The organism is Rhodohalobacter sp., from assembly GCF_034521535.1.
Lineage (GTDB): Bacteria > Bacteroidota > Rhodothermia > Balneolales > Balneolaceae > Rhodohalobacter.
Window position 1 is genome coordinate 175,084 of sequence record NZ_JAXHMF010000001.1, and the last position, 18,214, is coordinate 193,297.

General features: G+C 43.9%; 18 protein-coding genes. 13 read left to right on the forward strand and 5 right to left on the reverse strand.

Annotated elements, in window-relative coordinates; genetic code table 11:
• The first annotated feature begins 23 nt into the window (after positions 1-23).
• The 7 genes from U5K35_RS00875 to U5K35_RS00905 all read left to right on the forward strand — a co-directional run bounded on the left by U5K35_RS00875 (position 24) and on the right by U5K35_RS00905 (position 6,997).
• Entirely contained in the window at positions 24-476 is a 453-nt protein-coding gene (locus U5K35_RS00875) for a nitrous oxide reductase accessory protein NosL (RefSeq protein ID WP_322569581.1), read from the forward strand.
• Between the two features lie 65 nt (positions 477-541).
• The gene (gene nosD / locus U5K35_RS00880) at positions 542-1,750 is read left to right on the forward strand and encodes a nitrous oxide reductase family maturation protein NosD (protein WP_322569582.1); all 1,209 of its coding nucleotides are present in this window, start codon (positions 542-544) and stop codon (positions 1,748-1,750) included.
• Positions 1,747-2,457: an ABC transporter ATP-binding protein gene (locus tag U5K35_RS00885; protein ID WP_322569583.1), complete on the forward strand. Its 711-nt coding sequence runs from the start codon at positions 1,747-1,749 to the stop codon at positions 2,455-2,457. The genes nosD and U5K35_RS00885 overlap by 4 nt, the downstream gene beginning before the upstream one ends.
• Positions 2,457-3,251 (forward strand): ABC transporter permease subunit, encoded by a 795-nt coding sequence (locus U5K35_RS00890; RefSeq protein ID WP_322569584.1) that lies wholly within the window; start codon positions 2,457-2,459, stop codon positions 3,249-3,251. Before U5K35_RS00885 ends, U5K35_RS00890 begins: the two co-directional genes overlap by 1 nt.
• A gap of 83 nt (positions 3,252-3,334) precedes the next feature.
• The gene (gene hemN, locus U5K35_RS00895) at positions 3,335-4,702 is read left to right on the forward strand and encodes an oxygen-independent coproporphyrinogen III oxidase (protein ID WP_322569585.1); all 1,368 of its coding nucleotides are present in this window, start codon (positions 3,335-3,337) and stop codon (positions 4,700-4,702) included.
• A complete protein-coding gene (locus U5K35_RS00900; RefSeq protein WP_322569586.1) occupies positions 4,702-5,757 on the forward strand; it encodes a COX15/CtaA family protein in 1,056 nt (351 codons plus the stop codon). The genes hemN and U5K35_RS00900 overlap by 1 nt, the downstream gene beginning before the upstream one ends.
• A gap of 10 nt (positions 5,758-5,767) precedes the next feature.
• Complete coding sequence (locus U5K35_RS00905; RefSeq protein ID WP_322569587.1) at positions 5,768-6,997, forward strand: hypothetical protein; 1,230 nt, start codon at positions 5,768-5,770, stop codon at positions 6,995-6,997.
• Between the two features lie 353 nt (positions 6,998-7,350).
• Here U5K35_RS00905 and U5K35_RS00910 read toward each other — a convergent pair whose 3' ends face one another.
• Positions 7,351-8,250, reverse strand: coding sequence for an SMP-30/gluconolactonase/LRE family protein (locus tag U5K35_RS00910; RefSeq protein WP_322569588.1), 900 nt, complete (start codon positions 8,248-8,250; stop codon positions 7,351-7,353).
• 404 nt (positions 8,251-8,654) lie between these two features.
• Here U5K35_RS00910 and U5K35_RS00915 point away from each other — a divergent pair, with 404 nt between their 5' ends.
• Positions 8,655-9,029 (forward strand): hypothetical protein, encoded by a 375-nt coding sequence (locus tag U5K35_RS00915; RefSeq protein ID WP_322569589.1) that lies wholly within the window; start codon positions 8,655-8,657, stop codon positions 9,027-9,029.
• 1 nt (position 9,030) lies between these two features.
• Positions 9,031-9,801, forward strand: coding sequence for a tetratricopeptide repeat protein (locus U5K35_RS00920; RefSeq protein ID WP_322569590.1), 771 nt, complete (start codon positions 9,031-9,033; stop codon positions 9,799-9,801).
• Between the two features lie 395 nt (positions 9,802-10,196).
• Here the strand turns inward: U5K35_RS00920 and U5K35_RS00925 are convergent, their stop codons facing one another.
• The 4 genes from U5K35_RS00925 to U5K35_RS00940 form a co-directional block, all read right to left on the reverse strand.
• On the reverse strand, positions 10,197-10,685 hold the full coding sequence (locus U5K35_RS00925; RefSeq protein WP_322569591.1) for a DUF308 domain-containing protein: 489 nt from the start codon (positions 10,683-10,685) through the stop codon (positions 10,197-10,199).
• Positions 10,686-10,753: 68 nt separating this feature from the next.
• Positions 10,754-11,320 (reverse strand): transposase, encoded by a 567-nt coding sequence (locus U5K35_RS00930; RefSeq protein WP_322569592.1) that lies wholly within the window; start codon positions 11,318-11,320, stop codon positions 10,754-10,756.
• 69 nt (positions 11,321-11,389) lie between these two features.
• On the reverse strand, positions 11,390-12,724 hold the full coding sequence (locus tag U5K35_RS00935) for an aminopeptidase P family protein (RefSeq protein WP_322569593.1): 1,335 nt from the start codon (positions 12,722-12,724) through the stop codon (positions 11,390-11,392).
• 74 nt (positions 12,725-12,798) lie between these two features.
• Positions 12,799-13,737: a type I restriction enzyme HsdR N-terminal domain-containing protein gene (locus tag U5K35_RS00940; RefSeq protein WP_322569594.1), complete on the reverse strand. Its 939-nt coding sequence runs from the start codon at positions 13,735-13,737 to the stop codon at positions 12,799-12,801.
• Positions 13,738-14,056: 319 nt separating this feature from the next.
• On the opposite strand from U5K35_RS00940, the gene U5K35_RS00945 reads away from it, so the two are divergent.
• The 4 genes from U5K35_RS00945 (at position 14,057) to argH (ending at position 18,020) form a co-directional block, all read left to right on the forward strand.
• On the forward strand, positions 14,057-14,836 hold the full coding sequence (locus tag U5K35_RS00945) for a hypothetical protein (RefSeq protein ID WP_322569595.1): 780 nt from the start codon (positions 14,057-14,059) through the stop codon (positions 14,834-14,836).
• Between the two features lie 10 nt (positions 14,837-14,846).
• Positions 14,847-15,035 (forward strand): hypothetical protein, encoded by a 189-nt coding sequence (locus U5K35_RS00950; RefSeq protein ID WP_322569596.1) that lies wholly within the window; start codon positions 14,847-14,849, stop codon positions 15,033-15,035.
• 227 nt (positions 15,036-15,262) lie between these two features.
• A complete protein-coding gene (locus tag U5K35_RS00955) occupies positions 15,263-16,546 on the forward strand; it encodes an argininosuccinate synthase (protein ID WP_322569597.1) in 1,284 nt (427 codons plus the stop codon).
• Between the two features lie 169 nt (positions 16,547-16,715).
• Positions 16,716-18,020 carry an argininosuccinate lyase gene (argH, locus tag U5K35_RS00960; protein WP_322569598.1) on the forward strand — a complete coding sequence of 435 codons (1,305 nt, stop codon included), beginning with the start codon at positions 16,716-16,718 and terminating at the stop codon, positions 18,018-18,020.
• Positions 18,021-18,214 lie beyond the last annotated feature (194 nt).

An 18,214-nucleotide genomic window follows, 5' to 3' on the forward strand; every position in this document is an offset into this window, starting at 1 on the left:
AATAATCAATTTGGAGAGTTGTGATGAAAAAAAGCCTAGTCTTTTCAATACTGGCATTAACAATACTGAGTTCATGCATTAATCAGGAACCTAAAGAGGTAAACCTGCATACGGACGAATGCGCCTATTGCAAAATGGTTGTTTCTGATCAGCAGTTTGCTTCTCAGCTTGTTTCTGATAAGGGTAAATCATACCCATTCGATAGCATCGAGTGCATGGCGGCGTATGAATATCAAAACCCGGATATGGCCGAAAATGCAAAACTTTATGCAGCAGATTATACCCAAAAGGGAAATTGGCTGTTGATTGATAATGCAGATATTTATCGTGCAGAAAGCGTACCGAGTCCCATGGGCCTTTCTATTTTTGCACTGCCTAAACAGGATCCCGTACCGTCAGAAATAACTGATGCAGAGAAAATGAGCTGGAATGAGACAATTAATTATGTAGTAGACCAATGGGACGTAAAACGATGATGGACTCGTTTTTATCAAATCTATTTAGGACATCGCATCTTAAATCACTGTTATCCGTATTATGCTTGTTTTTATTACCGCTGATGGCAGCTGCTCAAAGCCCGTCATCGGATACTGAGAGTTCAGAATTATCTGAACTTGCCATGTTAATAGCAAAAGCGGACTCCGGCGATACCGTTTTCCTGGAGCCTAAAACATATGCCGTAAATGAACTGCTGATTGAAAAACCCGTAACCATAGACGGACAAAACGGTGCCGTGCTAGACATTGGAAGCGAAGGCTTTGGTCTTATTGTGATGGGAGAAAACATCACTCTGCAAAATTTTGAAATAAAGGACTCAGGTTTTGGTTTTATGGATGACTTTGCGGCCATTCTTGTGGAGGACAGTAAAAATATACTTATTGAGAATCTGACGCTTACCAATAATTTCTTCGCGATTTTTGTCGCAAAAAGTGAAAAAATCGAGGTTTCGAATAACACTATCATTTCGAATGCCGAACGGCAAACCACATCGGGTAACGCTGTTCATATTTGGTACAGTAAAGATGTGGAAGTGCATCAGAATGAAATTACGGGCCACCGCGATGGTATTTATCTTGAGTTTGTTGAGGGAAGTATGATCTCCGGTAACATCGTTTATAGCAACATTCGCTATGGCCTTCATTTTATGTATTCGGACGATTGCAGCTATATTGGAAATGAATTCCGAGACAATATTTCAGGAGTTGCCGTTATGTACACCGACGATGTGGTTATGCGGCACAATCGTTTTATTCAAAATTGGGGAGCAAATCGATACGGCCTCTTATTGAAAGAGATAAATGACAGCGTAGTAGAGTATAATATTTTTGAAGCCAACTCTGTGGGAATATACAGTGAGGCTTCGAACCGTGTGGAGATTCAGAGTAACGAATTTTATAACAACGGAACAGCACTCCGTATTATGGCTAACGGAGTGGACAACCGAATCGAAAGAAATAACTTTATCGGCAACGTTTTTGAGGTGTCTACTAACAGCCGGATAAACCCTAACCATTACGAAGGCAACTATTGGAGCCAATATGAGGGCTATGATCTGGATCGTGATGGGGTGGGCGATGTGGAGCACAGGCCTGTGCGCCTGTTCTCACTCTTTGCCGAGCGTCAGCCGCTGTCACTCATTATGTTGCGAAGCATGATGGCCGGCCTCCTGGATACTGCCGAGCGGGTATTTCCCGTGCTAACACCCAAAAATCTTGTTGATCCAAAACCTGCAATGAACCCTATTCAATGATTCAAATAAATAAATTAAAAAAGGCATTTGGTCACCATCAGGTACTCAAAGGTATCGATCTGACTATTCCGGCCGGGCAGGCAACTGGAGTTGTTGGGCCTAACGGGGCCGGTAAAACCACGCTTATAAAAACAATTTTGGGCCTCGTGAAATCCGATTCTGGAGATATTATTATCAATGATATCCACCTCAACGGTAACTACGATTATCGCCGGCAAATCGGATATATGCCGCAGCAGGCACGTTACCCCGAGCAAATGGTTGTTTCTGATCTTTTTAGTTTTATAGAAGATCTGCGTGAAGAAGAACCCGTTTACAAGCAGGATTTGATCGATGAGTTTAATCTTGAACCAGAGCTTAATAAACCGCTTCGGGTACTTTCGGGGGGGAACAAACAAAAGGTTGGCGCTACCCTTGCCATGATGTTCAACCCGTCTATTCTCTTTTTTGATGAGCCAACCGCAGGCCTCGATCCTCGCTCCAGTTTTATCTTTAAAGAACGCATTCAAAAAGAGAAAGAAGCCGGTAAAACCATGCTCATTACATCTCATATTATGAGTGAGCTTGAGCAGCTTGTGGATCATGTAATTTTTATTCTCGAGGGTGAAATAAAATACTATGGCAGAATTGATGATTTGCTCAAAGATAACCAGCAAGAAAGGCTCGAAGGCGCCATTGCTAAACTGATGGAGGAACCCTCACGATAATGAAAATTTATTGGCAAATACTTCGAAACGAATTTCAAACTCTGTTCCGTGCAAAATGGGTGCTCGGCTACGGCCTTATCTTTCTTCTTCTCACAGATACACTGTTCCGTTTTGCCGGTGGAGGAACTGAGGTGTGGGTGAGCGTAAGCAACATTATGCTGCTGCTTATTCCTATCATCAGTCTCATTTACGGTATTCTTTACATTTATCAGTCACGCGATTATTTGGAGCTGCTGCTCACGCAGCCGGTTAACAGAACCACCCTTTTCTGGGGGCTCTACACCGGAATTTCCGCTCCCTTAACGGTGGCCTTTATTATTGGCTCAGCTCTGCCGCTTGGCTGGCACGGCGGTCTTACTGAAGATTCGGCTTCGCAGTTTTTTTTAGTGCTTGGACTGGGATCTATGCTCACATTTATATTTGTGGGTCTTGGATTCTTAATGGGGTTGTGGTTTTATGATGACAAGATAAAAGGTTTCGGCTTCTCCATTGTAATCTGGCTATTCATGGCCGTCATTTACGATGGGCTTATTATGGTGATCATTTTCATGTTTGGCGATTATCCTCTCGAGACAGGTATTATTGCCGTTACCATGCTTAATCCGATGGATCTAGCCAGAATTTTAATACTGATTGAGTTTGATATTTCTGCACTTATGGGCTATACCGGAGCCATTTTCAATAAATTCTTTGGAACCTCTTTGGGTACACTAGCCTCATTTGGCATGTTATCACTTTGGCTGGTTTTTCCGGCATGGGGAGGACTACGCGTATTTAAAAAGAAAGATTTTTAGAGAGGCGCAAATCGAGTATTCCCCAAGTCTTCATATTTAATGCAGATCTTGGGGAACTCAGCCTATTTTAAGATTTAGTTAATATGCAGACTGAAAAAGATCTGATACAAAAATATAACGTTCCCGGTCCACGCTACACTTCTTATCCAACAGCGGTCCAGTTTCAGGAAACTGACAATACCAAATCAGTCATTCAAACCCTGAAAAAGAGAAACAGCAAGCCCGGAAATATTTCACTCTATTTCCATGTTCCATTCTGCTTTTCGCTCTGCTGGTACTGTGGATGTACAAAGATTATCACCAAAAATACCGACCGCGGAGATGTTTATATCGACTATCTCACCAAAGAGATGGATCTGATAAAAGAGCAGCTTCACCCTGAATCAAACGTGATTCAGCTTCATATGGGTGGAGGAACGCCAACGTTTTTAAAGCCGGATCAGCTTCGAAGATTAGGTGGTGAAATCAAGAAAAGGTTTCAGTATCATCCTAAAATTGAGTTCAGTGTAGAGATCGATCCGAGAACCTGTTCGAAGGAACATGTGGCGGCGTTGGCAGAGATCGGGGTAAATCGTGCATCTCTTGGCGTGCAGGATACAAACGAGGAGGTGCAGAAAGCCATTCATCGAATTCAGCCGTTTGAACAGACCGAGCAGGTAACCCGCTGGCTGCGTGAGGCGTGGATTAACTCCATCAGTTTTGATCTGATCTATGGCTTGCCCAAGCAGACGATCAAAACGTTTAAACAGACGCTAAAGGATGTTCAAACCCTGAGTCCGGATCGGTTTGCGGTTTACAGCTATGCGCATCTTCCGAACCTGATGCCGTCTCAGAAATTACTTCACGAAGAGGATTTTCCAACTCCGGATGAGAAGCTGTCGATGCTGATGCTGGCTATCGATACGCTGGAGAATGAAGGTTATCGCTATATCGGGATGGATCACTTTTCGAAAGAGGGCGATGAGCTCACCAAAGCGCTGGAGGAAGGGACTCTGCAGCGAAACTTTCAGGGATACAGTACGCACGCCAATACGGATATGTACGCGCTTGGGATGTCGGGGATTTCGATGGTTGACTCCATCTACTATCAGAACACGAAAGATCTGAACGCCTACTACACAGAGCTTGATGAAGGAAATCTGCCGGTTATCAAACAGATGATTTTAAGTGAAGATGACAGAATCCGGCGCGATTGGATCTCCGGGCTGATGTGTAAACCGCGGGTTAAGTTTGATGAATTCGAAAAAAAATGGGGAGTAAACCCAAAAGAGTATTTTTCGGATGAATGGAGCCGCTTGGATGAGCTGGAGAATGACGGGTTGATTATTCAGCTGGCCAATGAAATTCAGATTACAACACGGGGCAGACTATTTTTGAGAAATATTGCGATGGTATTTGATGCGTATCTTTCTCCGGAGAAACAGACTCAACGCTATTCAAAAACAGTATAATGGGAAATATGGAGATGCAGCCAAAGGATAGAAAATGGCTTCGCGCCTGGTTTATAAGTGGGGCCGTACTGGTAACACTCATTTTGATTGTGGGCGGAATAACAAGGTTAACCGGGTCGGGCTTGTCGATGACCGATTGGAAACCCATTTTGGGTGCAATCCCGCCAATCACCGATGCGCAATGGAATGACGCGTTTGATCAGTACAAACAGTTTCCGGAGTATCAGCAGATCAACCGGGGGATGGAACTCTCTGAATTTAAATACATCTTCTTCTGGGAATATCTTCATCGGATGCTCGGGCGTTTGACAGGCGTCGTATTCCTATTGCCGTTTCTATACTTTGTTGCAAAGAAAAAACTGAATGCCAAATGGCTGAGGCGATCGATTTGGCTGCTCATTTTAGGTGGATCGCAAGGATTGATGGGTTGGTATATGGTTCAGAGCGGCCTGGTGGATGTGCCCTACGTAAATCCATACCGGCTTACCGCACACCTGATGCTCGCGTTTACGATTTTTGCGTTTTGCGTATGGTATGCCGCTGATCTAACCAGGTTTAACTCGCAATCTGAACCGAGGAAACGGGAGTTGAGCAGATGGCTGAAAATTATGTTCGGTGTAGTTGTAGTTCAGGTAGCCTGGGGGGCTTTGGTGGCCGGACTCGATGCCGGGCACGTTTATAATACATTTCCGAAAATGTATCAGTATTGGGTGCCTCCCGAAATTATGGCATTAGAACCCTGGTATCAGAATTTCACGGAAAACTCATCCACGGTACAGTTTATTCACCGGTCGCTGGCCGCATTGATTGGACTGATGGCAATCGGCTACTGGGTTCGGCTATTTACGGTGCCTACCAGTAAATCCGCCAAGCTTTGGGGCGGAATAATTTTTGCGCTGGTTTTAGTGCAGTATACCTTAGGTGTATTTACTCTGATAACTCATGTTCAAGTTAGCCTTGCTGTTCTGCATCAGTTTGTGGCTCTATTGCTTGTAGGGACTATATTAGTGGGAATATACAGCATCGGGCAAAACAGGGTTCAGACAACTTTATAATTTTTCCGATATGGAACAGAAAGATCAGCTTCTGCAAAAGGTGTGGTTATGGAGCTTGTTGTTCTTTCTTCTTGCGGCATTAACGGGCTTTGTCTACCGGTGGGGTTTGATCGGTGGTGATATTCTGGGACTCAGGTTGTCTAATGTTCGCCATGCTCACTCTCACCTTATGTTCTTCAACTGGGTGACACCGGTTCCCATGGCGTTCATCGCCTATCGGTTAATGAAGAAAACCCCTGAAGCCTACCACTCTTTTAAATGGTGTATTGGCTCTATTATGGTGATTGGATTTTTATCCTATCCATTTTTTTTGGTGTATGGATATCATCCTGTTCCGCTTGGAACGGCTGAGCTGCCATTTTCTGTGATGCTCTCCGGTCTGGTGATGATCTGCTGGTACTGGTTTGGGTTGATTTATCTGAAGTATAGAAAAAAGGCAGATTCCTCTCTTTCGCAGCTCTTTTATGATGGAGCACTGGTTATGCTGGTAATCAGTTCTCTCGGGGCATGGGGTGTGGCTGTAGTCCAGTTCGCAAATGTCGACAACAATTTGATCTCCGGCGCTCTGACGCACTTTTTTCTGACTACTTTCACGGAAGGATGGTGCGTTTTGGCGGCAATCGGAATATTCTACGATCTATCCGGGCAGAACTATTCCTTACCATTTGATAAAAACTGGCTGATTGCCCCGATCGTGTTGGGTGCTCCCTTGATGTTTCCATTCGGATTATCTGCGGATTTATTAAGTGACCGTCTGTTATGGATTGCGAGGTTCGGTTCTGTTCTGGTTTCGGCCGGTTTGATGGTGAATCTGTTTCTGATGATTCGTTTGAAACCGATCACTTTAAGATGGTTCTGGAATGCGGTTCTTCTGTTTTTTGGTTTGAAAATCGCGGTTCAATTTGGTGCTGCAGTCCTACCTTCCTACTTATGGCTGGGTGAACATGGTTTACGGGTTTTATATCTGCACCTTCTGCTACTTGGTTTTGTGAGTACACTGTTTTTTGCTGCTTATCATACCGTAAACGCTCGTAGTTCAAGGGCAGGAATCTATCTTTTTCTTGGATCCGTTATTGTGCTGATATCCACACTAGTCATTATCAGCGGACTGTGGCCGCCGGCATGGCAGCCCGCGAATGTATATCAATGGGTTGCGGCGGGAGCATTGTTACCGTCTATGGCTGTTGTGGTAGAGTTGGTAGTAGTAGGTGTTTGGAAGTATAGAAGGCAGATAAAATAAAGCTGTTCAGTGCCTTTTCCGTGCTTCCGTGGCAAATATTCAAAAACAGAAAATTTGAAGATCGACCATTGATGTTATGTATTCTTCAGAGGTGGACGCTGCCTGTGGTACGGTACTTTACAAGCTTCCCTCTTAATCTACCCATATTTTGTCCCTAAGCGGGACAAAACCTTAAATTAATAAATGCCGGTGCAGTGTATGTGAAACTCATTGAATGGAGGAAAAAACCGGTCCCGTTAGGGACCGAATATGGGTAGAAAATTTATTCCGTAAAAAACATAAAGCGTGCCGTAGGTACGCAATATAATTTTGTCAGGTTTAGACTATTCAAATACAATCTGCGATATATTATTCTACCGCCCGGAAACATTCGTCTGAACCCTGTACACAGAATTTGGCGCTGTTACATACAAACTGCTGTAATCGGACCCGCCCCATGCCAGGTTGGTAATGCGCTCATCAAAGCCCAGGATCTGAATACGGTTCCCTTCTGTATCAAAGACGGACAATCCTCCCGGTCCGCTTGAGTAAACCCGGCCTTCAGAATCTGTTTTCATACCGTCTGCCGCGCCGGTATCATCTCTTTCGCCTACACTGGCAAATAGTGACTGATTCTCAACAGAGCCGTCTTCGAGCAGATCGAACTGAAAAATTTGTCCGGTAGCGGAATCATTTACATAAAGCGTCGATTCATCCGGTGAAAGAGCAATACCGTTTGGATAATCAAATCCATCAAAAAGCAGCGTTAGTGTTCCATCCTGATCGAGCCTATATACTCCACTAAAATCCAGTTCACGGTCTTCATCAGAAACACCAAATGGCGGATCGGTGAAAAAGATTTTCCCATCAGACCGGGCTACAATGTCGTTCGGGCTATTGAGACGTTTGTCATCGTATTGGTCCGCCAAAACGGTAAAGGTTGAATCTTCATTGATCTGTGAAACTTTCCCGCTATGCTGGGCAAGCAATATAGCTCCGGCAGGTGAGGAGGTGATCCCATTTGAGTTACCGCTCGGCTGAATATAAACATCAGATTCCGTGTTACCAGGCTCCCACTTGTAGATAATATTGGCCGGAATGTCGCTAAATAAAAGATATCCATCGGGATGCCAGTAGGGTCCCTCCGTAAATTGAAAACCTTCTGTTATAACCTCGGGCTCACCAAGTATCTCCTCAGTTTCGCTTGTACATGAAAACAGAAACATCAAAAAGAATAGGGTCAAACTGGATAATAGTGTGGGTATGCGGCTCATGATTGTGTGATTTGTAGTGGTGATTTTTCTATTAAACAAGAATACATGGTATTGGGTAGTGTTTGCTGATATACTTTTGTAGGTAGTTCTTATTCAATATAAAATTTAGAATTGAATATCCCCCATTACAAGGAGGCCGCTCTTAATTTGTTACATTTGATTTGTTTACAATTATACCAAATCTCTTAGTAGATCTTATAAAAGATTTTACTGTGCTGTTTTGTCAACACTTTAAAATGAAATTGTTACTGCCGGGACAAGATCATAAGTGGTTTTTTTAAATACTTTAGATTGTAAATGATATTGTTACCCATATTGTTTTAATAACTGCATTGCTAATGGCTTCCGATATTCCAAAAAGACCGGAAAGTTGGTATGCAAAATGAATTGAGATTGATGGTAGGATGAACAAACGACTAAAAAGACTTCAGAAAAAAGCAGAGGAGCTGCATGTTGACAAAATTAAACGACATATTTTTTTGTGTGCGGATCAAACAAACCCCAAATGCTGTAAACACAAAGATAGCCTTAAAGCGTGGAAATACTTAAAAAATCGACTGAAAGAACTCAACCTTGACGGAGACGGTGGAATCTACCGGACGAAGGCAAACTGCCTGAGAATATGTAAACGAGGGCCAATAGCCGTGGTCTATCCCGAAGGAACATGGTATCACTCCTGCACACCGGAAGTTTTAGAAAAAATTATTCAGGAGCATTTGATTGGCGGTGAGCCGGTTGAAGATTACCTCATTACTCAACACTCTTTAAATCCCGATTAAAATGGATAAATTGATTTATTTGATCGTCATATTGTTTTTGATGATGTCAGTTAACAGTTTGGCTCAGTCTGAGTCCGAAATCGATTCTTTGCAAACAAAAGCAGAAGAGAAATTTAATGAGGGAGATGAAAAAGAGAGCCTTGATCTGTATTTGGAGATCCTCAAACGTGATTCAACGCATTATGACGCATTGTGGAATGCCAGTCTGATCAATTCAAGGCTTGGTTATCAGCTTGGGGACGATAAAGAAAAAAAGCAGCTTGAATATTATAATGAGGCTCTGGATCTGGCGGATAAGGCAATTGAGCATCACGGCGATAAGGGGCATTCGTACTATGTGAAAGCGGTAGCTCTTGGCCGTTGGGGTGAACTTCAGGATACCGAAACCCGAATAAAAACGTCTCATAAGATTAAAGAAAATGTAGAAAAAGCTGCCGATATGATTCCCAACTACGCTCCGGTTTGGCATCTTTATGGCGTTTTTCACTCCGATGTAGCCAACATAAGCGGGGCAGAGAAGTTTGCGGCAAATCTGATTTCAAAAGGTGTTCCGGACGCCAGTAATAAGAAGGCTGAAGAGTATATCAAAAAAGCGATTGAGATGATGCCGGAAAGCATTCTTTTCCGTCTCGACTTGGCAAAACACTATCTAAAAGTTGACGATGAAGAGAGAGCAAAAAAAGTTTTGGAAGAGATAACCGGGATGGATGTGACTTTGCCGAATGAGGGGCAACTCAAGGAAGAGGCCGCCAAGATTTTGGAAGATTTGTGATGGGACGAGGGGTGTTCCATGCTAGAGCAACATAAATATATTCCGTACCTACGGCACGGTGGATATTTAAGAAGAAATTTCTACCCATATTTCGTCCCTAACGGGACGAATGAAAGTTGATGCAAATCACAAAAGATATAGATCTGTCCTTGAAATTTATTGCCACGGAATCACGGAAAAGCACGGAAATTTTTATTTATTCCATGTTCCAGAGGGACATAGCATGGGTAGAAAAAAGAATCTTTTTCAAGTGACTGATTCAACTGCTCTAATTCGAGCTGAACATGTCCCGTTAGGGACATAACATGGGTAGAATAAGAATCCCCCACAATTCTCAGCGTGCCGTTAGGTACGCCATATAAAAATTCCGCGCCTCTGCGGTGAAGCTGGTGAAGTTAATGCACGATCACATCCGGATCGTGATCGTCATCCCGCCCTTGATTATTTCTATTTTGAAAAAGCCGAATCAGGTTGGAAATACCGTATAGCAGCATAAACGCCGCGATGAAATAGGCTATGGAATCCGGATTCATCAATATCAGAACGGCAATAATAAGGGTTAAAAATCCCATGATGGCAAACTGAAAGCCCATCAGCATAATCAGCCCGAAAAAACCGAGGAAGAGAGCAAACGTGTAGGGGATCAGTTCCGGAAAGATGAAAATCAACACGCCGGCTACAATTGGAAATCCCGAGATGAAAGCGGGGACCCGGGCATACATAAACATCAAACCGAGGGCAACCAGGTAGCCGCCGGCAATCAGATAGAGAAAGTTTGGATACATGAGAACAAGCGCGCCGGTAACCAATGCCAAAAGTGCAGTTAAAACCTGGTGTTCTCTCGATTTTTGCTGGGTGGAGGATATTTGAAAGTGAAATTGCATGGGTTACAAATTGTATTTGTTTTAACTCGTGGCACGCCTCAAAGTCGTGCCACGAGTGGTTTAATGCATTAAATTAAATTATTGAGAACATTATCAGGAACTGTTTCCTTTGATAGTTTGATAAATTCTTTTGGACCTACCGGAAGTTGAAGTAACTCTACAGCTAATTTCTTATTGCAAAGAGAGCCGTTTCTAATCTTAATGTAATCAGGATAAGACGAAAATCTCCACTCTTCAATATCAGTGACTAAACCGGCTCGAAGTGGGTTTTGGTGAATGTAATGTAGGCAGTATTGACCGTAGAAGTATTCTTCATTCGCATCTGAAATATTCTTGAACTTAGTGTTTTGTCTGAAAAGAGAGCCACTTCGTTCTTCTTGTTTGTTGATGGCTTTTGTATAAGAACTTAAAAATGTGCGAAGATCATTTATGTATTTTTGGTAATCAAAATTGGATTTTGTGTAAGCAAGAAAGTGAAAATGATTAGGCATTAAGCAATAAGCCAAAAGCTCCAGATGAGGCAATAGATGGATTCGAACTTTCTTTAAAAAGAAGAGATAGTTTCTTTTTTCAAAAAAGATTTTTTCTCGGTTATTTCCCTGATTATAAATGTGATATAAGGTCTCTTCTTCCATTATATGGGTGTTTAAAACTCGTGGCACGACTTTGAGGCGTGCCACGAGTACTCGCCGTATTTCATCATACTACTTCATCACTTCCTCAATATCCTTGATCTCTTTCGGCACATCCGTCAAATTCTCGTATCCGTCTTCGGTGATGATGAGGTTATCTTCAATCCGGATGCCGCCAAAGTTCAGGAGCGACTCAACCTTTTCTTTGTTCAGATATTTGGCCTGTTCTGCACTTTCCAGCGCCGGTTTCAGAAGGGCGGGGATGAAGTAGATACCCGGCTCGATGGTGATAACCATTCCCGGCATCAGTTCCCGGCGAACGCGTAAAAACTTGACTCCAGGCCGATCAATTCGCTCCACGCCTTGAGGATAGCCTCCCACATCGTGTGTGTCGAGTCCGAGAAAGTGGCCCAGGCCGTGCGGAAAGAAGAGGGCAAAAATGTTGTTCTCCATCATCTCGTCTATATCGCCTTTTACAACCCCGATCTCCTTCAGGCCCTGCAGAATAATCCGGCTGGCTCCCATATGAAGATCTTCCATTTTTACACCGGGTTTTACATTGTCGATACATTGATTGAGGGCGTCCAGAACAATCTGGTAGATAGCTGCCTGATCATCCGAAAAACGCCCATTAGCGGGATAGGTTCGGGTTACATCCGATGCATATCCTTCACATTCGTATCCTGCGTCAATCAGATAGAGCTCCCCTTCATTAATTTTATCCCGGTTTTCAACGTAATGCAGAATGGCGCTGTTGGTACCACCTGCATGGATTCCTGTATACGCAGGCTGGAGCAGTCCGTTTGCTGTTTGATGGTAATCAAATACGGCCTTCATTTGATATTCGTGCATATCCGGTTTCAGCGCTTTCATCGCCTCAAGGTGAGCGATATTGTTGACACGAGCCGCTTCTCTCAGTTGTTTCAGTTCATGATCCGTTTTGATGCACCGGCAAAAGGTTAGCGCATCCTGAAGGGTATCGGTTTCAACATTAAACTCACGATTTAAATCTTCAATAAACTCAGCCTGTTCCTCGTCGAGGCAATAGATAGCCGAAGGTTTCAGGTTCTTTAATACGGAGAGAATATCGTTCGCGCGATGCAAATGATCCGGTGTATATTCTTCCTGAATTTGTTCATTGCTTTTGATCTTGCCATGCCAAACAGCAAACTGAGCATCACGTTCCGGAGCAAAGAGGTGATAATCACCTGATTTAATATCCAGTACCGCATGATATTCCGGTTCGTTGACTCCGGTCAGGTACCAGAAGTTACTCTCCTGGCGAAATGGAAATTCAAAATCTGTGCCGTAACGGTACATAATATCAGCGCCTTTCAAATAGATAACGCCTTCTTGATTTTCTTCAAATAGTGATAGCAGTTTTTCGCGATGCAATTTTGTAGACATGGTAAATAGATTCTGATTTTTTGTTTTGTTGGAGGAATGTTAAATCAAGGTATTCAATTTACAGTTTCGGCAGATTAAACGAAAAATCTCATCAGGTAGTGGGGGAGCTGCTCAATCAATTTTTCGCTGAACCCGTGTTTGAAAAAAGGAAGATGCTGTTCAGCATTGATCTCCTCGATTTTACCGGAATGAAAAAGCTTGGCAGAGCCGGAATGCTGTTCCGAAAGCTTATTTAAGTTGATCGATAAAATACCGTGATTTTGACCTTTCTTATTCAGAATTGCAATGAGCTGTGTTGATCCGTCCGGTGTTCCGATGAATGAGATGGCCAACTTCTGTTCGTTATCGACAACCGGAATTCTGTAGTACTGCTGCAGGCCAAACTTGAAGGGTGAGCCGGGAAAATCGAGATAAGTTTTCTGCCAGTCTATGGCATCGCTCCAGAAGTGTGTGATCGACTTCAAAAGTATCTCTTCATCAGGAGCACTGAATTTTCCCGCACAAAATCCACGATCTCGCCAATAGGTGATATCTCGATTAAGCTCAGAGAAACTCTTCGCGGCTTTGATGGGAAAGTCCGGGTCTGAATCCGTCTCTATGGTTGAAATCGAATTGTTTTCAACTTTGTACCAGAAATCGGTGATACCGTTGGTAAGGCAGATATATGGTGCCCCGACGGCCTGATTATACCTTGCGGCCTGTTCGGCTACGGCATTTGTAAGTTTAACGGATTCGGCCTTGCACTCAATCAGAATTTCCGGCTTCATCTCCCTGCTGTATAGGATCAGGTCGGCACGCAGGGTGTTTTTTACCTGCTGAAGTTTGACCGGCGCTTCAAATCCAATCCGGGACTTAGGCCAATTGGTTTGATGGATCAGGTACTCTACCCATTTAAGCCGAACACGCTCTTCCGGCCGGTTTTTGAACCGCTTTTTCAGGATAGGATTGAAAAGTATGGGCTTGTTTTTATCAAATACAATAAGGGGAAAATGGCTGCCGGCTTTGCTTTTCATGCCTGAAAAATAAGAAAGTTTAGGTCTGTAAAAAGAGCTCTAAAAATTATTTGGATCTTATTTTAGATAGTTGCAAGTTTAAGGCAATGAAATTATCAAAACACACAGAACTCCTTTCTATTCGCCGTCGCCGCCCTTTGGGCGTGTGATATCTGTGTGTAGTTTATACTACTAAGGACTTATCCCGCCCGCTCAACTTAATTGCTGAGTGGGTTTTTTTATGCTTATGAGTTTCGATAAGAAGCTTCTGTAAGTATCTCACCTGTCCTTACCCAACCCCCGACAATATATTATTCCAACAACCAAACTGTATATATCCATGAACCATTTATTAACGATCGGTGAACTTGAACCCGATCAAATTCAATCCATTCTTGACCTAAGTAATACTCTACAGGACTCTTCTGAGCAGGTACTAAAGGGAAAGAACATCGCTTTTATTTTTGAAAAACCGTCACTCAGAACCAAAGTGGGAACTGAAGCTGCTATCAATCACCTTGGCGGGAATGTGATTTCTGTTGAATCAGACCTGATTCTTTCGAGCGGAAAGGCTGTCCCGTTCAGCTGCCGGGAATCACTCCAAGATGCCATGATCAATGTTTCGCAATGGTGTGATGCTGTTTTCGCAAGAGTTTACTCTCATAGTACACTCAAAAAAATGGCAGAGTATGGATCCATTCCAATAGTAAACGCACTCTGTGATTTACACCATCCAATGCAGGCTCTTGCTGATCTATATACGATACAACAAAAATTCGGAAAGGATCAGGAGCTCACAATCTCATACGTAGGAGACGCCAACAATGTAGCTTTTTCTTTGATTGAGATCGGCTTAAAGTTCGGCCATACGCTTAAATTTTCCGGGCCCTCTGAATATTCCTGGAATGAAGATCAGCTCGGATATTTTTCACTGCTAGCTGTTGAACACGGCGGTACGTTTATTCAAACCCATGATCCATTTGAAGCTGTCTATGAGACGGATGTGGTTTACACCGACACCTTTATATCCATGGGAGAAGAGCATCTTTATGACGAGAAGATCAAGCACTTCGAGCCCTACCAGGTCAATGGAAAACTCTTTTCGCAGGCTAAAAGCTGAAGCAGGTTTTATGCATTGCCTTCCTGCTCACCGGGGTGTGGAAGTGACAGATGAGGTAATCGACCACGAAAATTCCTGGGTATACGAGCAGGCCAAAAACCGGATGATTGTGTCGAAGGGAGTATTTGCGACGCTGCTGGCGGGTGATAATCAATTGGAAAGTGTATCAATGAATGGAGTCCAAAAAGTCCCCTCTTGAGAGGGGATTTAGGGGTGTGTTAGCAGTGCCGCAATACAAGCCATGAACACACCCCTCGCTCGCGTCAAACGGCTAAACCCTTTGCCGCTTCACTTTTCCCCTCTCAAGAGGGGACCATCAACAACCAAACTACAAAACAAACATAAACCTTAATTAAACCCCTGACTTAGTTACGAAGTCTCCCCTCTCTATTCGTATAGAGAGGGGGACAGGGGGTGAGTCCAATTATGAAAAATCAAACCACATATAAAAAAGTAGCGTCACACGAAGCTGAAAAAGGAACCTTTAAAACTTGTTTACTGCTCTACTCGGGCGGGCTCGATACAAGCATGATGCTGAAATGGATTCAGGAGGAGTATGAATGCGAGGTGATTGCTCTGACTGTGAACATCGGCCAGACGGCTGACAATCTCGAAGCCATCAAGCAAAAAGCATTGAATCTTGGAGCAAAAGACGCCATCGTCTATGATGCGAAGAATGAATTTGCCGAGCTCTGCGCGGAAGCCGTAAAAGCCAACGCCGATTATCAGGGCGGGTATGCATTGGGTTGTCCGCTGGGAAGAGTGATGATTTCTCAGCTTGCGGTACAGTTTGCCGCCGAATTTGGCTGCGAGGTAATTGCTCACGGCTGTACCGGCAAGGGCAATGATCAGGTAAGATTTGAAAGCTATATCACCACGCTGAATCCGGAGTTAAAAATCATTGCACCGGTAAGAGAGTGGAGTATGGGACGGGATGAACAGATTGCCTATGCCATTGAAAATGGAATTCCGGTAGATCAGACTCAAAAAAGTCCCTACTCATACGACGAAAATATGTGGGCCAATACCGGCGAAGGCGGAGAAATCGAAAACCCGGAACTGATTCCACCGCTGGAGAATATTCTGAAATGGGCCAATACCCCGCAACAGTCACCGGACGAAGAGGAATTCGTAAAAATCGGTTTTGAACAAGGTGAGCCGGTGTCGCTGAATGGGATCAACTATGATAAAAAAGACCTGATTCTGCTGTTGAATGAGATCGGAGGGAAGCACGCGGTGGGTGTGTTTCACCTGATTGAAGACCGGGTTGTGGGATTGAAGGTGCGGGGAGTGTACGAAAATCCTGCTGCCACAATCCTGATTCAGGCGCACAAAAATCTGGAACAGCTGGTTTCCACGAGGGAAGAAAATGAGCTGAAAGGGTTTATGGACCAGAAGTGGGCCTATCTGATTTACGGCGCCAAGTATTTTGAACCGGTGATGGATAACATCCGGGCTTTTATCAACGAACAGAACAAAAAAGTGACCGGTGAAGTGACTTTGAAGCTGTATAAGGGGAATTGCGATGTGGTCGCGCTATCATCGCCCTACTCGCTGTTTGATGAAAACCTTGCTACATTCAACAAATCAGCCGCTTTCAACCAGAACGCTTCGGCCGGATTCATTGAGCTTTGGAATCTGCCGCAAAAAACAGCCTATCAGCTGAAGAAGGAGGTGGTAAAAAGTACCGCGGACAGCTTGTCCGCGTAGTGAAAAGTGAAAAGTGAAAAGTCAGGCCCGATACAGCCAGGAGATCTGAATCCTACGGAGGATATTTGTCAATGGGAGCTCCAATATATCCATGGTAATTCTTTTTCACTTTTGCGTTTTGCCTTTTCACTCACGACTTAACCTAAATTCAAACCACAAGTTAAACACCATGTCCAAACTCTGGCAAAAATCAACAACCGATACCCAATCTGATATCGCCAAAAAAGTAGAAGCCTTTACGGTGGGAAACGACTACAAACTGGATCAAGTGCTGGTTCCGTATGATGTAAGGGCGTCAAAAGTTCACGCCCGGGCTTTGAATAAGGCCGGTATATTATCGGATGAAGAGTTGGAGAAGTTGACCGAGGCTCTTTCGCAGGTTATGGAAAGCTGGGAGAGGGGCGAGTTTACAATCACTGTTCAGGATGAGGATATGCACACAGCCATCGAGAACTTTTTGATTGCCAAGCTCGGTGAACTGGGCAAAAAAATCCACACCGGCCGATCGAGGAATGATCAGGTCTTGACTGCAGTGAGGCTTTATGAAAAGGATTCGCTTGAGAGCGTTCTGAATGAAGTAAAAGCATTCGCATTACTTTTGATAGAGTTTGGAGAAAAACATGAGAAGTTGCCCATGCCGGGATATACCCATACCCGGGAAGCGATGCTCAGCAGTGTGGGATTGTGGGCCGGGGGATTTGCTGAGATGCTGATCCTGCAGATAGAGGCATCGGCCGGCATCGCAGCCCTGATCGATCGCTGTCCGCTCGGTACGGCAGCCGGATTTGGCACTACATTTGATATAGACCGCGAATTTGAAGCGGAAGAGCTTGGTTTTTCCGGGCCGCTTATCTGTTCAACTACGGCACAGCTCTCGCGTGGATGGGCAGAGCTCCAGCTGGTGCAGTATCTGATGGGAATCACCTCCGTACTCAACCGGTTTGCTTCTGATGTGATACAGTTCAGCAGTGAAGGATATCCCTACTTTGACCTTGATGAGGCGGTTTGTACCGGTTCGTCTATTATGCCACAGAAAAAAAATCCGGATGTGGCCGAACTGATAAGGGCAGGTCATGCCGAAGTTGCCGGCGCGGCAGCCACTCTACAGACAATTACCACAAATCTGGGCAGCGGTTATCACCGCGATTTGCAGCTTACAAAAGAGCCTGTGATTCGATCAGTCAAGAAGACACTGACCCTGTTGCAGGCAGTCCAGATACTGATTTCAGGTATCACTCCAAACTCTGATAATCTTGAGCAAGCCATTACAAAAGAACTTTTTGCAGCTGAGGCTGCCAATAAACTGGTAAAAGAAAAAGGCGTGGCGTTTCGGGAAGCTTATCAAACTATTGCAAAAGAAATAGAATCCAGAGTTGAATGGACTGTACCCCATGTTTTAAAAGAGTTTACCCACCTGGGGTCTCCGGGGGTACCGGGTCTAAGCTATCTTCGGGATAGAGTTGAGGGTGACTGAAATCCGTGAGACAGACAAGATTCTGCTCAGTAAAAAAGCTTAAATGTTAATACTTATTAAAAGGCATTATCTGATAACAAAATACTCTGAAAGCGCTTTCGGTTTAATTTATTCGTTGATTTTAGTGGGAAATTGTGCTATCTGTAGATACAAATCCAAGTTTGGTGTGGTAACAAAAGTGTCGATTTGTCAAA

What these genes read in the sequence shown, in the direction of transcription:
- U5K35_RS00945 (WP_322569595.1), top strand. Translation starts at nt 14,057, where the DNA reads ATGAACCATTTATTAACGATCGGTGAACTTGAACCCGATCAAATTCAA.
- argH (WP_322569598.1), top strand. Translation starts at nt 16,716, where the DNA reads ATGTCCAAACTCTGGCAAAAATCAACAACCGATACCCAATCTGATATC.
- U5K35_RS00890 (WP_322569584.1), top strand. Translation starts at nt 2,457, where the DNA reads ATGAAAATTTATTGGCAAATACTTCGAAACGAATTTCAAACTCTGTTC.
- hemN (WP_322569585.1), top strand. Translation starts at nt 3,335, where the DNA reads ATGCAGACTGAAAAAGATCTGATACAAAAATATAACGTTCCCGGTCCA.
- U5K35_RS00920 (WP_322569590.1), top strand. Translation starts at nt 9,031, where the DNA reads ATGGATAAATTGATTTATTTGATCGTCATATTGTTTTTGATGATGTCA.
- U5K35_RS00925 (WP_322569591.1), bottom strand. Translation starts at nt 10,685, where the DNA reads ATGCAATTTCACTTTCAAATATCCTCCACCCAGCAAAAATCGAGAGAA.
- U5K35_RS00940 (WP_322569594.1), bottom strand. Translation starts at nt 13,737, where the DNA reads ATGAAAAGCAAAGCCGGCAGCCATTTTCCCCTTATTGTATTTGATAAA.
- U5K35_RS00930 (WP_322569592.1), bottom strand. Translation starts at nt 11,320, where the DNA reads ATGGAAGAAGAGACCTTATATCACATTTATAATCAGGGAAATAACCGA.
- U5K35_RS00935 (WP_322569593.1), bottom strand. Translation starts at nt 12,724, where the DNA reads ATGTCTACAAAATTGCATCGCGAAAAACTGCTATCACTATTTGAAGAA.
- U5K35_RS00915 (WP_322569589.1), top strand. Translation starts at nt 8,655, where the DNA reads ATGAACAAACGACTAAAAAGACTTCAGAAAAAAGCAGAGGAGCTGCAT.
- U5K35_RS00950 (WP_322569596.1), top strand. Translation starts at nt 14,847, where the DNA reads ATGCATTGCCTTCCTGCTCACCGGGGTGTGGAAGTGACAGATGAGGTA.
- U5K35_RS00900 (WP_322569586.1), top strand. Translation starts at nt 4,702, where the DNA reads ATGGGAAATATGGAGATGCAGCCAAAGGATAGAAAATGGCTTCGCGCC.
- U5K35_RS00910 (WP_322569588.1), bottom strand. Translation starts at nt 8,250, where the DNA reads ATGAGCCGCATACCCACACTATTATCCAGTTTGACCCTATTCTTTTTG.
- U5K35_RS00875 (WP_322569581.1), top strand. Translation starts at nt 24, where the DNA reads ATGAAAAAAAGCCTAGTCTTTTCAATACTGGCATTAACAATACTGAGT.
- U5K35_RS00885 (WP_322569583.1), top strand. Translation starts at nt 1,747, where the DNA reads ATGATTCAAATAAATAAATTAAAAAAGGCATTTGGTCACCATCAGGTA.
- U5K35_RS00955 (WP_322569597.1), top strand. Translation starts at nt 15,263, where the DNA reads ATGAAAAATCAAACCACATATAAAAAAGTAGCGTCACACGAAGCTGAA.
- U5K35_RS00905 (WP_322569587.1), top strand. Translation starts at nt 5,768, where the DNA reads ATGGAACAGAAAGATCAGCTTCTGCAAAAGGTGTGGTTATGGAGCTTG.